The following is a 12,443-nucleotide window of genomic DNA, read 5'->3' as shown; positions in this document are numbered from 1 at the left end:
GGGCAAGTTCCGTTCGCTTTAATGCCGGTGTAACGAGGCGGGACTGGTAACGGGCAACGAGCTGACATAGGCTTCCGGCGAAAGCAGATACCATCGAGTAATAGACGTCCCGACCTGGGGACGGACGGGGGAACCGGACTTTAGTTGAATGCGCACCGCGCATTCGGGGGGTAGTTGTGTCCCTGTCCTCTGTACCGGCCGACCATCCGCTGCGCTACGAACTGCTGGGCCGGCTGCGGGTCACCCGCGGCGGCGTCGAGCTGACGCCCGAGGCGCCCAAACTCGCCAAACTGCTCGCCCTTCTGCTGGTCAGGGCCGGGGAGGCGGTACCCGGCGAGAAGCTCGTGGCGGAGCTGTGGGACCAGGAGCCGCCACGCTGTGCCTTCGCCAGCCTGCGGGTGTACGTCTCGCAGTTGCGCAAACTCCTGAGCGGACCGCGAGGCGGGTCCCCGATCGTCACCACATCGCCCGGATACATTCTCGACGTGAGCGGCGCGATGACCGATTTCCAGGAATTCGAGGCGCTGTACGAGCATGGCCGGGAGCGCTACTTCGCGGCCGATTTCCGGCAGGCGTGCGAACTGCTCCGGCGGGCGCTGACCCGTTGGCACGGCCCGGTTCTGGAAGGCCTGCCGGGCTCTGTGGCGATCGAGTCGTTCGCCGCGGTCCAGGAGGAGAAACGGCTGAACTGCACCGAGCTGGCAATGGACGCGGCCCTGGCGATCGGCCGCCACCACGAGGTGATCGAGGAACTCAAGGGCCTCCTCGTCCAACACCCCCTGCGCGAGCCGTTCTACCGCCAGCTGATGGCCGCGCTGTACCGGGCGGGCCGCCAGGGCGACGCCCTCGGCGTCTATCACCACGCCCGCCGGGTCATCCGGGAGGAACTGGGCGTCGAACCCGGCCCGTCCCTGCGCCTGGCCCAGGAAGCCATCCTCCGCGCAGACCCGTCCCGCCTCCAGGCAGCGGGCGTCCTCCCGGCGGCGACGCCCTGACGAGCGGGCGGGGCGCCCTGACGAGCGGACGGGGTGCCCTGGCGTGCGGGCGGGCGTCCTGACGTGCGGGCGGCGAAGGGCGGACCGCAGGTCGCCGACCGGGCCTGTGCACCGCTGTGAGCTCCCCCGTCAGGACTCCTTGTGCCGCCGGTAATGCCGCGCCACCCGGGACCGATTGCCGCAGCGGGTGGGTGAGCACCAGCGGCGGCGGGGGTGCGCGGGCAGGAACAGCAGGACGCAGTCCTCGGCCGCGCACTCCCTGACCCGGGCGACCGCCGGATCGGCCAGCAGGGCGGCGGCGGACTCCGCGAGCAGCGCGGCCAGCCGGACGCCGAGCGGGCCCGTGCGGCGCACCGGCGCGATCACCGCCGTACCGTCCCAGACGGGTGCGCGGACGGCCGGTGCGGCGCGCTGGGCGTCGGCGAGTCCGCGCAACGCGGACCCCGGCGGCCGCCGTCCGTCCAGCAGGGCGCGCAGCGCCGCCTCCGTATGAGCGCGTACGGCGTGCACGGGGGCCAGGTCGGCCGCGGTGGGGGCGGGGCCGACCGCCTCCGCGCCCAGCCGGTCCGCCTGGCGGGCCAGCCAGGCGGCGAGCCGGTCGGGGGTGCCGAGCAGATCCGTACGGCTTCCGCCGCTCAACGGGCGGGTGTTGACGAGATCGAGCGGCAGGGGCTCGCCGGTCGGCGGTTCGCTGGCGTACACGAAAACTAATGCTACATATATCGATTGACGCATTAGAAGGCGGCCACGTATGACTGACGCATGACAGCCTCGGTCACCGCACCGCGCATCAGCCCACCCGCCCCCACCGCACACCGGCACCTGGACGTCGACGGAGTGGACGTCTTCTACCGCGAGTCCCTGCCCGACCGCCCCGACGCCCCCGTGCTGCTGCTCCTGCACGGCTTCCCGTCCGCCTCGCACCAGTTCCGGCGGCTCATCGACACCCTCGGCCGGCACTACCGGCTGATCGCCCCGGACTACCCGGGCTTCGGGCACACCCGCGCCCCGGACGGCTTCACCTACTCCTTCGAGCGCCTGGCCGACGTCGTCGAGGGCTTCACCGAACGGCTCGGACTGACCCGATACACGATGTATCTCTTCGACTTCGGCGCCCCGGTCGGCCTGCGCCTGGCTCTGCGTCACCCCGAGCGGGTCGCCGGACTCGTGGTGCAGAACGGCAACGCCTACCTGGACGGACTGTCCGACGCAGCCCGCGAGTTCACCGCGCTCACCCCGGACACCCCGGGCGCCGAGCAGACCATCCTGGACCTGTTCACCCTCGCCGCCACCCGCGCCCAGTACGAGGGCGGCACGGCCGATCCGGCGCTCGTCGCCCCCGAGGGCTGGCTGCTCGACCAGTACTTCCTCGATCAGCCCGGCCGCAAGCAGGCCCAACTGGCCCTCGCCTACGACTACCGGAGCAACCTCGCCGCCTACCCGGACTGGCAGGCCTGGCTGCGCGCCCACCGCCCGCCGACCCTCATCACCTGGGGCACCGGCGACCCCTTCTTCACCCCCGACGGCGCCCGCGCGTATCTGCGCGACCTGCCCGACGCCGAGCTGCACCTGTTCGACACCGGGCACTTCGCGCTGGAGGACCACCTGCACCGGATCGCCCCGCTGATCGCCGGCTTCCTCGACCACACCTGGGACCGATCCGCCACTCCGACCGGCCGGGAGGCCTCGTGATCATCCGCACCCTGACCGACGCCGACATCGACCGCGTGCTGCCCCTGCTGCCCGCCGGCCGGATCGGCGTCTGGGCCGACCCCGACACCTTCCGCGAACGGCTCGGCACGGGCGAGTACCGGCCCGAGCACACCTGGCTGGCCGAGGACGGCGGCGAGCCGCAGGCCCTCGCCGCCTGGTGGGGCGGACCGCACGACACCCTGCCCGCCGCGCTCGACGTCCTCAACGTCCGCGACCTCGACGGCTCCGACGACACCCGTACGGACCTCGCGACCCGGCTGCTCACCGCAGCGCACACCGCCTTCGCCGAGGCCGGCCGGACCACCCCGCCGGACTACCACGTGCTGCTGCCCGGCGACTGGCGCGAGCGGCCCGAGGCCGTCGCCGAGCTGGGCTGGCGCCGGGAGGCGGCCCGCCGCGCCGGACTCACCACCTCCGTCGAACGGCTCCGCTTCGAGTGGACGCCCGAGACCGGCGTCCCCCAGCCCTCCGGCCGGCTGCGCTTCCGGACCGAGCCGGACGACGAGGTCTTCGTCGACCTGTTCCGCCGGGTCCTGGAGGGCACCCTCGACGCCGAGTCCCGCACCGGCGCCGAGACCGTGGGCGCCGAGCGGCAGGCCCGGAACGACGTCGCCTTCTACCGCGACGAGATGCCCGGCGACCGCGCCTGGTGGCGGATCGCCGAGACCCCGCAGGGCCGTCCGGTCGGCTTCGCGCTGCCCTCCCGCAACACCAGCGTCCATGTCGTCGGCTACCTCGGCGTCCTGCCCGAGCACCGCGGCCAGGGCTACGCGGACGACCTCCTCGCCGAGATCACCCGCTTCCTCGCCGAGGACGCCGGCGCGGACGTCGTACGCGCCGACACCGACCTGGCGAACGCCCCGATGGCCGTTGCGTTCACCCGTCTCGGCTACCGCAACTTCGCCCGCCGCCTGGTCCTTTCGGCGCCCTGACATCCGGCGCGCCCCTCGGTGACCGCCGTCCGGACGCGCTCGGCGGGCGGACGGACGGCGGGTGTGGAAGATTGCGGACTGAGGGAAGCCGGGTGCGGGCTCGCTGTCCCCCACAAAAGTGCTGCTCGGGTGCTCGCCCCCGGCCTCCCTCGGTCAGGCGGTGCGCACCTCCTCGATCGTCACCGGGCGGTGCTCGGCCAGCGACAGCGTGCACGCCTCCGCGATCCAGCCCGCCTCCAGCGCGTCCGCGATCGTGCACGGCGAGGGCCGGGAACCGGCCACGACCTCGGTGAACGCGGTCAGTTCGGCGCGGTAGGCGGCGGCGAAGCGGTCCATGAAGAAGTCGTGCGGGGTGCCCGCCGGGAAGGTCACGCCGGGCTCGACCGAGCGCAGCGGCAGCTTGTCCTCCAGCCCGACCGCGATCGAGTCCCGGAAGCCGTGCAGCTCCATCCGCACGTCGTGCCCCCGCCCGTTGTGGCGGGAGTTGGAGACGACCGCGATCGTGCCGTCGTCCAGGGTGAGGACCGCGCCGGTGGTGTCGGCGTCGCCCGCCTCCCGGATGTGGTCGGCGCCCCGGTTGCCGCCGACGGCGTACACCTCGGTCACCTCTCGGCCCGTCACCCAGCGGATGATGTCGAAGTCGTGCACCGAGCAGTCCCGGAAGATGCCGCCGGAGGCGGCGATGTACGCGGCGGGCGGCGGCGCCGGGTCCAGCGTGGTGGAGCGCACGGTGTGCAGCGTGCCCAGCTCGCCGCCGCGCACGGCGGCGCGGGCGGCGACGAAACCGGCGTCGAAGCGGCGGTTGTAGCCGATCTGGACCGGCACGCCCGTGCCCTCGACGGCCTTCAGCACCGCGACGCCCTCGCTCATCGTCCTGGCGACGGGCTTCTCGCAGAAGACGGGCACGCCGGCCTCGACCCCGGCCCGGATCAGCGCGGGATGGGCGTCCGTCGCGGCCGCGATCACGATGCCGTCCACCCCGGCGGCCAACAGGGCCTCCGGCGAGTCCACGACCTCGCCGCCGAACCGCTCCGCGGCGGCCTTCGCGGCGTCCGCGAACGGGTCGGTGAGCACGAGCGACTCGACCGCGTCGAGTCCGGAGAGGGTCTCGGCGTGGAAGGCGCCGATGCGGCCGAGGCCGAGGATTCCGATACGCATGGGTGTTGCTCCTAGGGGGTTTCGCGGGGAGGGGGCTAGTCGAGGGCGCCGAGGACGTTCTGGTCCCAGTCGATCACCGATCCGGTGACCACCCCGGACCGCTCGGACAGCAGGAACACCACGAAGTCGGCGATCTCCTCCGGCTGGCCCAGCTTGCCCATCGGCAGCCGCGCGGCGGCCTGCTTCCGCCAGTCGTCTCCGGCGCCGTGAAAGGCCTTCTGGGTCGCGTCCTCGCCCTCGGTCGCCGTCCAGCCGATGTTCAGGCCGTTGATCCGGATCCGGTCCCAGCGGTGCGCGTGCGCCGCGTTGCGGGTGAGGCCCACGAGCCCGGCCTTGGCGGCGACGTACGGGGCGAGGAACGGCTGCCCGCCGTGCGCCGACGACGTGATGATGTTGACGATCGTGCCGGGCGCCTTGCGCGCGACCATGTCCTGGACGGCGGCCTGCATGGCGAAGAACGGCGCCCTCAGGTTGATCGCGATGTGCTGGTCGAACAGCTCGGGCGTGGTGTCGAGGAGCGTGCCCCGGGAGGTGAGGCCCGCCGCGTTGACCAGGCAGTCGATCCGGCCGTACGCGTTCACGACCTCCGCCACGGCCGACGTCGCCCGCTCGGCGTCGGCGAGGTCGGCCCGGATGAACATCGCCTTGCCGCCCAGCTCCGCCACCAGCGCCTCACCGGGCCCGGTGCGCCGCCCGGTGACGGCCACGACGGCGCCCTCGCGCACGGCGGCCCGCGCCACGGCCGCGCCCACGCCCTGGCTGCCGCCGTTGACCAGGACGACCTTGTCGTCGAGAAGTCCCATGGAACCGTGGTCCTTTCAGCTCTGACGCCGCTCGGCGCCGGCCCGCAGCGCGTCCCGCAGCGCCTCGGGGGTCCAGGTCTCGCGCAGCGCCCGCCGTACGACGTCCGCCTGCGAGGGCGGGGCGAGCCCGGCGACCGGCGGATCGCTGTCGAGGTTGGTGGGGAAGGGATAGCCCTCGGCGCTCGCCGCGATCACCCGCTCCAGCCACGCCTGGTCCGCGCCGTCGGCCTGTCGCTTCAGCAGCACCGGATAGACGGCGTTGGTGACGGCCTCCCGGTCCACGGTCTCCATCGCCCGCCCGAACGCCGAGGACACCTGGAGCAGATTGGCCATCCGCCGGACGCCGGCGGAGCGGTTGCTCCCGGCGGCGTGGAACAGCGCGGGGTTGAAGAAGACGGCGTCGCCCTGGGCGAGGGGCAGCTGCACGTGGTGCGCGTCGAAGTACTCCTGGAACTCCGGGCGCCGCCAGGCCAGATAGCCGGGCTCGTAGCGCTGCGAGTACGGCAGGTACATCGTCGGACCGGACTCGACCGGCATGTCGCAGTGGGCGACCGCGCCCTGGAGGGTGAGCACGGGGGAGAGGCGGTGGACGTGCGCCGGGTAGGCGGCGGCGGTCTCGTCGGAGAGGAAGCCCAGGTGGTAGTCGCGGTGCGCGGTCTGCGCCGTGCCGCCCGGATTGACCACGTTCACCTGCGAGGTGACCTGGTAGCCCGGCCCCAGCCAGGCCTCCGCGACCAGCGCCAGGACGTCGTTCGCGTAGTAGTCGGCGAACGCCTCCGGGTCGTACAGCGCCGTCTTCTCCAGCGCGTTCCACACCCGGTCGTTGGCGCCCGGCGCGGCGAAGTGGTCCCCGGCCGCGGCGCCCGAGGCGCGCTGCCCGGCGATCAGCGCGTCGAACACCTCGCTGACCCGGTCCACGACCGCCCGGTCCGGGAAGGCACCGCGGAAGACCACGATGCCGGGACCGTCGGTGAGCGCGTGCACCAGCTCGGCCCGCAGCGCGCGGCGGTCCGGGAGGCGTCCGGCGTCGTAGACCGGCACGTTCTGCTCGACGGCGGCGGCATACGGGTGGTCGGCCGGGTCGGCGGTCCGCTCGACCAGTGCGCGGAACGCGTCGAGATCGCAGTCCCGCGCGGACAGCCAGGGGGTCGGGACCATCGTCGTCCTTTCGGTGACAGAGGCGACGGAGTGCTGTCATTCTTGTCAGTACAAACCCCTCGAACAACCAGCAGGAAGCCATCAAAAACCCCTCAAGGAGCCGTGCGTGGGCCATCCCTTCCCCATCCGGGAGATCGCACGTCAGGCCGGGCTGAGCGAGGCCACCGTCGACCGCGTCCTCAACGGGCGCGGCGGGGTGCGCCCGAGCACCGCGCAGGAAGTGCACCGGGCCATCGCCGACCTGGACCGGCAGCGCACCCAGGTCCGGCTCGTCGGCCGCACCTTCATGATCGACATCGTGATGCAGGCGCCGGAGCGGTTCTCCACCGCCGTCCGCACCGCCCTGGAGGCCGAACTGCCCGGACTGCACCCGGCCGTGGTGCGCTCCCGCTTCCACTTCCGCGAGACCGGCCCGGCCGAGGAGCAGGTCGCCATCCTGGACCGGATCGCCCGGCGCGGCTCGCAGGGCGTCATCCTCAAGGCGCCGGACGTCCCCGAGGTCACCGCCGCCGTCGGCCGGCTGGCCGCCGCGGGCATCCCGGTGGTCACCCTGGTCACCGATCTGCCGGCCGGCGCCCGGGTCGGCTACGTCGGCATCGACAACCGGGCGGCGGGCGCGACCGCCGCCTATCTCGTGGGCCAGTGGCTGGGCGACCGGCCGGCGCATGTGCTCACCAGCCTCAGCAGCGGCTTCTTCCGCAACGAGGAGGAGCGCGAGATGGGCTTCCGCGCCACCATGCGCGCCCTCCACCCGGGCCGCACCCTGGTGGAGATCGCCGAGGGGCAGGGCCTCGACGCCACCCAGTACGACCTGGTCCGCGCCGCCCTGGAACGCGACCCGGAGATCCGCGCCGTCTACTCGATCGGCGGCGGCAACATCGCCACGCTCCAGGCGTTCGCCGACCTCGGCCGGGAGTGCGCCGTCTTCGTCGCGCACGATCTCGACCACGACAACACCCGGCTGCTGCGCGAGCACCGGCTGTCCGCCGTCCTCCACCACGATCTGCGGCACGACCTGCGCGAAGCCTGCCATCTGGTGATGCGCGCGCACGGCGCGCTGCCGCCCGCCGGACCGACCCTGCCGTCCCCGATCCAGGTCGTGACGCCGTACAACATGCCTACGACAGCGCCGGGCTGACCCAGGCGCCGCTCGCGGCCGACCGGGTCATCGCGTCGAGCACGGCCGCGCTGTGCACGGCGTCCGTGAGCGTGGCGCCGTACGGCGTGCCCTCGGCGATCGAACGCAGGAAGCGGTACGCCTCGACGACCTTCAGATCGTCGTAGCCCATGGCGTTCGCGGAGCCCGGCTGGAAGGCCGCGTACTCGCCGTCGCCCGGACCCACGTACACCGTGCTGACCGGCATGTCCTGGTAACGGTCGCCGTGGCAGACGCCCAGCTCGTTCATCCGGCGGAAGTCCCAGAACAGCGCGCCCTTGGTGCCGTGCACCTCGAAGCCGTAGTTGTTCTGCTCGCCGACCGAGACCCGGCAGGCCTCCAGGACCCCGCGTGCGCCGGAGGTGAAGCGCAGCAGGCAGCTGACGTAGTCCTCGTTCTCGACCGGGCCCGGTTCCCCGCCGGCGGCCCGGCTGTGACCGGCCGTGGCGCCGGTCGGGCGGGCCCGCTCCGGCACGAACACCGCCGTGTCGGAGGTCACCGACGCGATCTCGCCGAGCAGGTACCGGGCCAGGTCCACCCCGTGCGAGGCGAGGTCGCCGAGCACCCCGCTGCCGCCCCGCTCCCGCTCGTACCGCCAGGTCAGCGCGCCGTCGGGGTGGGCCGCGTAGTCGCTGAACAGCCGGACGCGGACATGGGTGGGCGTGCCGATCCGGCCCTCCGTGATCATCCGGCGGGCCGTCTCCACGGCGGGCGCGTTGCGGTAGTTGAAGCCGACCGCGCCCTGCACCCCGGCCGCCGCGACCGCGTCCGCCACCGCGCGGGCGTCCCCGGCGGTCAGGCCCACCGGCTTCTCGATCCAGATGTGCTTGCCCGCCTCGGCCATCGCCACGCCGATCTCGCGGTGCAGGAAGTTCGGGGCGGTGATGCTGACGGCCCGGACGCGCGGGTCCGCGGCCACCTCGCGCCAGTCGCGGGCCGTGCCGGCGAACCCGAACTGCTCGGCGGCCCGCTCGGCCCGGCCGGGCACCTCCTCGGCGACCGTCACCAGCTCGGGTCGCAGGGGCAGCTGCGGATAGTGGTGCCGGACCCGGGCGTAGGCCTGGGTGTGCACCCGCCCCATCCAGCCGAACCCGACGACGGCGACGCCCAGCGTGTCCACCATGACAGCCCCTCTCAGCCCTTTTTGGACCGGTCCATTTCCTTTCCGGCCCACCTTGGGTGGCACTTTCGGCCGGTGTCAACCCTCTCCGAGCCCTGAGTGAGCCTTTGACAAGGCGGCACGGCCCGTGGAACGGTCCATCCCATGAGACCGCCGACGATCCGCGACGTGGCCGAACGGGCCGGGGTGTCCAAGTCGCTGGTCTCGCTGGTGCTGCGCGGCTCGGGACAGGTGCGGCCCGAGAAGCGGGACGCCGTGCTGCGGGCCGTCCGGGAGCTGGGCTACCGCCCGAACGCCGCCGCGCGCAGCCTCAGCGAGCAGCGCTCCCGCACGATCGGCGTCCTCCTGCACGATCTGCGCAACCCCTGGTACGTCGACCTGCTCGACGGCCTCAACTCCCTGCTGCACACCGCCGGTCTGCGCACCGTCCTCGCCGACGCCCGGCTCAACCGCCGCACCGGCCAGGACCCGGCGGGCCCCTTCCTGGACCTCGGCGTGGACGGCCTCGTCGTGGTCGGCACCCTGCCCGACCCGGCCGCGCTCGGCCCCATCGCCGCGCGCATACCCGTCGTGGTCGCCGGGGCCCGCGAGGAGGTGCCGCCCGGCGTGGACCTGGTCGCCGGTGACGACACCCAGGGCGCGCGGCTGGTCACCGACCACCTCGTCGGGCTCGGCCACCGCCGGATCGCGCACATCGCGGGCTACGGCGCCGTCGGCGAGCTGCGCCGGCGCAGCTTCGAGGCGACCATGCGGGCCCACGGCCTCGCGGCCGGCGCGCTGGTCGAGCCCGGCGACATGACGGAGGAGGGCGGCTACCGGGCGACCGTACGGCTGCTCGGCCGCGCCGACCGGCCCACCGCCGTGCTCGCCGTCAACGACATCACCGCCGTGGGCGCCCTGTCGGCGGCGGCCGAACTCGGCCTGCGTGTCCCGCACGACCTTTCCGTGACCGGGTACGACAACACGGCCATCGCCCGGCTGCGCCACCTGTGGCTCACCACCGTCGACCACGCCGGGCACGAGGTCGGCCGCCGCGCGGCCCGCTGCCTGCTGGACCGCTTCGAACGGCCGGGCGGCGAGGGCAGGACCCATCTCGCCGCGCCGACGCTGGAGATCAGGGGCACGACCGCCCCGCCGCTCACAGACTGATCGCGTACGCCTTGCGCAGCGTCTCGTGCACCGTCCAGGTCGTACGGTCGCCCTCGCGCAGCACCGCCATGTCGCCCGGCCCGACCGTCAGCGTCGGCCCGCCGTCCACCTCGATCGTCGCCGACCCGCTGATCACCACGAACAGCTCGTCCGCCTCGGTGTCGGTCACCACGCCCGGCGTGATCTGCCAGATCCCGCGCACCTGACGGCCGTCCGCCGACTCCCACACCACCTTCCCGGTCACCTCGGGCGATCCGGAGAGGATCTGCTCGGGCTCCAGCGGCTCCGGTTCGAGCTCGGCGTCGGGGACGTGGACAACGAAACTGTGGGTCATACGGCCGACCCTAGCCAGCCGTACCCCCGGCCCGGCGCCGACAGAGTGTGCGGGATCGGCCCCGGCGGACGGACACTTCGTCGCGCGTTCACGGCCGCCGGGTCAGCATGCTCACCGCGTTGGCGGTGACGACGGCTCCGATGCCGGCCCACTCCCACACCCCCAGGCCCTCCCCGAGGACGATCCAGCCCACCACCGCGGCCAGCACCGGGTTGACACTCATGAAGAGCCCGAACGTGTGCGCCGGGACATGCCGCAGGGTGAGCAGATCGGCGAGGTAGGGCACGGCGGAGGACAGCACCCCGGCCGCCACCGCACAGCCGACCGCCCAGGCGCTCGGCGGCCGGTGCAGCGCCACCAGCAGTCCGACCGGCACGAACAGCACCGCCGACACCCCCGCCGCGGCGGCCGCTCCCTGCGCGCCGGGGAGCCGGGTGCCGATCGTGCGGTTGAGCAGGATGTACGACGCCCAGCAGGCGGCGGCCAGCAGCCCGAGCCCCATCCCGACGTAGTCGGCGGAGGGCCGCGGACGCATCAGCACGACCACGCCCGCCGCGGCGAGCACCGCACAGCAGGCGTCCAGCCGACGGCGTACGGCGGCCAGCGCGATGGTCAGCGGGCCCAGGAACTCCAGGGTCACCGCGAGCCCGAGGCCGATCCGGTCGACGGCGCTGTACAGGCTGAGGTTCATGGTGCCGAACACCACGGCCAGCAGCAGCACCGGCCACCACTGCCGCCAGGTGAACTCCCGCAGCCGGGGCCGGGTGAGGGGGAGCAGGACGGCCGCGGCGACGTACTGCCGTACCGCGACCACCCCGACCGGGCCGAGGACGGGAAAGGCGAGGGCACCGACGGCGGCGCCCGTCTGGTTGGACAGACCGCTGCCGAGCATGGTGGCGACGCCGGCCAGCCGATGCCCGGCCGACGGAGCGTCAGGGGTGATGCGGGAACGCCGCGATGCGGGAGCTTGAGCTGTGCGCATGAGCCGCATCGTGCGCGCACCCGAGGCTTACGAAAAATGCATGCCCTGCTCGATCTATACGCTGAGCGTATGAATGTGGGCCGGATGGATGTGGACCTTCGCCACCTGCGCTGTCTCGTCGCCATCGTCGACGAGGGCACCTTCACCGACGCCGCGATCGCGCTCGGCGTCTCCCAGGCGGCCGTCTCCCGGACGCTCGCCGCGCTGGAACGCGCCCTCGGCGTCCGGCTGCTGCGGCGCACCTCCCGCGCGGTGACGCCGACGGCGACCGGACAGCGGGTGGTGGCGCACGCCCGGCGGGTGCTGGCCGAGGTGGACGAGCTGGTCCGGGGCGCCGCCCTGGGCCGGGACGAGCTGCGGATCGGCTACGCCTGGGCGGCGCTCGGCCGGCACACCCTGCCCTTCCAGCGCCGCTGGGGCGCCGCGCACCCGGAGACCGGACTGCATCTGGTGCGCGTCAACTCGCCCACGGCCGGACTGCTGGAGGGGATGTGCGACCTCGCCGTGGTGCGCCGGACGCTCGACGACCGGCGCTTCGACTCCGCGATCGTCGGCCTGGAGCGGAGGCTGTGCGCGATGGCCGCCGACGACCCGCTGGCCCGGCGCCGCTCGGTGCGGCTGGCCGACCTCAGCGGGCGGATCCTGCTGGTGGACCGCCGTACCGGCACCACCACTCCGGAGCTGTGGCCGCCGGACGCCCGCCCGGCGACCGAGGAGATCCACGACGTCGACGACTGGCTCACCGTCATCGCCACCGGCCGGTGCATCGGCATGACCGCCGAGTCCACCGCGAACCAGTACCGGCGGCCCGGCGTCGTCTACCGCCCGGTGCGCGACGCCGAACCGGTCGCCGTACGCCTGGCCTGGTGGCGGGACGATCCGCAGCCGGCCGGCCAGGCGGTGCTGGAACTGCTCACCGAGCTGTACCGCGAGCACTGAGCGC

Annotated in this window: 13 protein-coding genes; 6 read left to right on the top strand and 7 right to left on the bottom strand. The window is 73.4% G+C overall.

What is annotated here, in order from left to right:
* Positions 1-176 precede the first annotated feature (176 nt).
* Positions 177-995, top strand: coding sequence for an AfsR/SARP family transcriptional regulator (locus tag ACZ42A_RS04160; protein ID WP_468525567.1), 819 nt, complete (start codon positions 177-179; stop codon positions 993-995).
* A gap of 129 nt (positions 996-1,124) precedes the next feature.
* On the opposite strand, the gene ACZ42A_RS04155 is transcribed toward ACZ42A_RS04160, so the two are convergent.
* Entirely contained in the window at positions 1,125-1,697 is a 573-nt protein-coding gene (locus ACZ42A_RS04155; protein ID WP_468525566.1) for a CGNR zinc finger domain-containing protein, read from the bottom strand.
* Positions 1,698-1,757: 60 nt separating this feature from the next.
* Here ACZ42A_RS04155 and ACZ42A_RS04150 point away from each other — a divergent pair, with 60 nt between their 5' ends.
* On the top strand, positions 1,758-2,687 hold the full coding sequence (locus tag ACZ42A_RS04150; protein WP_468525565.1) for an alpha/beta fold hydrolase: 930 nt from the start codon (positions 1,758-1,760) through the stop codon (positions 2,685-2,687).
* A complete protein-coding gene (locus tag ACZ42A_RS04145) occupies positions 2,684-3,640 on the top strand; it encodes a GNAT family N-acetyltransferase (RefSeq protein WP_468525564.1) in 957 nt (318 codons plus the stop codon). Before ACZ42A_RS04150 ends, ACZ42A_RS04145 begins: the two co-directional genes overlap by 4 nt.
* 153 nt (positions 3,641-3,793) lie before the next feature.
* On the opposite strand, the gene ACZ42A_RS04140 is transcribed toward ACZ42A_RS04145, so the two are convergent.
* Genes ACZ42A_RS04140 through ACZ42A_RS04130 form a run of 3 tightly spaced genes read right to left on the bottom strand, consistent with a single transcriptional unit; the run spans position 3,794 to position 6,759 of the window.
* The gene (locus ACZ42A_RS04140; RefSeq protein WP_468525563.1) at positions 3,794-4,798 is read right to left on the bottom strand and encodes a Gfo/Idh/MocA family protein; all 1,005 of its coding nucleotides are present in this window, start codon (positions 4,796-4,798) and stop codon (positions 3,794-3,796) included.
* A 35-nt stretch (positions 4,799-4,833) separates the two neighbouring features.
* Positions 4,834-5,601 (bottom strand): SDR family oxidoreductase, encoded by a 768-nt coding sequence (locus tag ACZ42A_RS04135; RefSeq protein ID WP_468525562.1) that lies wholly within the window; start codon positions 5,599-5,601, stop codon positions 4,834-4,836.
* Positions 5,602-5,616: 15 nt separating this feature from the next.
* Complete coding sequence (locus ACZ42A_RS04130) at positions 5,617-6,759, bottom strand: phytanoyl-CoA dioxygenase family protein (protein ID WP_468525561.1); 1,143 nt, start codon at positions 6,757-6,759, stop codon at positions 5,617-5,619.
* A gap of 106 nt (positions 6,760-6,865) precedes the next feature.
* Between ACZ42A_RS04130 and ACZ42A_RS04125 the strand changes: the two genes are divergently transcribed.
* On the top strand, positions 6,866-7,897 hold the full coding sequence (locus tag ACZ42A_RS04125; RefSeq protein ID WP_468525560.1) for a LacI family DNA-binding transcriptional regulator: 1,032 nt from the start codon (positions 6,866-6,868) through the stop codon (positions 7,895-7,897).
* Here ACZ42A_RS04125 and ACZ42A_RS04120 read toward each other — a convergent pair.
* Positions 7,878-9,038, bottom strand: coding sequence for a Gfo/Idh/MocA family protein (locus ACZ42A_RS04120; protein WP_468525559.1), 1,161 nt, complete (start codon positions 9,036-9,038; stop codon positions 7,878-7,880). The two genes, ACZ42A_RS04125 and ACZ42A_RS04120, sit on opposite strands and share 20 nt — an antisense overlap.
* A 141-nt stretch (positions 9,039-9,179) precedes the next feature.
* Between ACZ42A_RS04120 and ACZ42A_RS04115 the strand changes: the two genes are divergently transcribed.
* Positions 9,180-10,184: a LacI family DNA-binding transcriptional regulator gene (locus ACZ42A_RS04115; protein ID WP_468525558.1), complete on the top strand. Its 1,005-nt coding sequence runs from the start codon at positions 9,180-9,182 to the stop codon at positions 10,182-10,184.
* Here ACZ42A_RS04115 and ACZ42A_RS04110 read toward each other — a convergent pair.
* Entirely contained in the window at positions 10,174-10,518 is a 345-nt protein-coding gene (locus ACZ42A_RS04110) for a cupin domain-containing protein (RefSeq protein ID WP_468525557.1), read from the bottom strand. The two genes, ACZ42A_RS04115 and ACZ42A_RS04110, sit on opposite strands and share 11 nt — an antisense overlap.
* A gap of 88 nt (positions 10,519-10,606) precedes the next feature.
* Positions 10,607-11,500, bottom strand: a complete 894-nt coding sequence (locus ACZ42A_RS04105) for an EamA family transporter (protein WP_468525556.1) — start codon at positions 11,498-11,500, stop codon at positions 10,607-10,609.
* Positions 11,501-11,584: 84 nt separating this feature from the next.
* On the opposite strand from ACZ42A_RS04105, the gene ACZ42A_RS04100 reads away from it, so the two are divergent.
* Positions 11,585-12,439 (top strand): LysR family transcriptional regulator, encoded by an 855-nt coding sequence (locus ACZ42A_RS04100; protein ID WP_468525555.1) that lies wholly within the window; start codon positions 11,585-11,587, stop codon positions 12,437-12,439.
* The last annotated feature ends 4 nt before the right edge of the window (positions 12,440-12,443 follow it).

Source organism: Streptomyces sp. NPDC030838, assembly GCF_055572035.1.
Note: the sequence above shows the minus strand (reverse complement) of the source record. Positions and strands in the feature narration are given on the sequence as shown.

Excerpts from the sequence above, each read along its gene's own strand:
- ACZ42A_RS04110 (WP_468525557.1), bottom strand. The coding sequence starts at position 10,518 with ATGACCCACAGTTTCGTTGTCCACGTCCCCGACGCCGAGCTCGAACCG.
- ACZ42A_RS04130 (WP_468525561.1), bottom strand. The coding sequence starts at position 6,759 with ATGGTCCCGACCCCCTGGCTGTCCGCGCGGGACTGCGATCTCGACGCG.
- ACZ42A_RS04120 (WP_468525559.1), bottom strand. The coding sequence starts at position 9,038 with ATGGTGGACACGCTGGGCGTCGCCGTCGTCGGGTTCGGCTGGATGGGG.
- ACZ42A_RS04100 (WP_468525555.1), top strand. The coding sequence starts at position 11,585 with ATGGATGTGGACCTTCGCCACCTGCGCTGTCTCGTCGCCATCGTCGAC.
- ACZ42A_RS04150 (WP_468525565.1), top strand. The coding sequence starts at position 1,758 with ATGACAGCCTCGGTCACCGCACCGCGCATCAGCCCACCCGCCCCCACC.
- ACZ42A_RS04115 (WP_468525558.1), top strand. The coding sequence starts at position 9,180 with ATGAGACCGCCGACGATCCGCGACGTGGCCGAACGGGCCGGGGTGTCC.
- ACZ42A_RS04135 (WP_468525562.1), bottom strand. The coding sequence starts at position 5,601 with ATGGGACTTCTCGACGACAAGGTCGTCCTGGTCAACGGCGGCAGCCAG.
- ACZ42A_RS04105 (WP_468525556.1), bottom strand. The coding sequence starts at position 11,500 with ATGCGCACAGCTCAAGCTCCCGCATCGCGGCGTTCCCGCATCACCCCT.
- ACZ42A_RS04140 (WP_468525563.1), bottom strand. The coding sequence starts at position 4,798 with ATGCGTATCGGAATCCTCGGCCTCGGCCGCATCGGCGCCTTCCACGCC.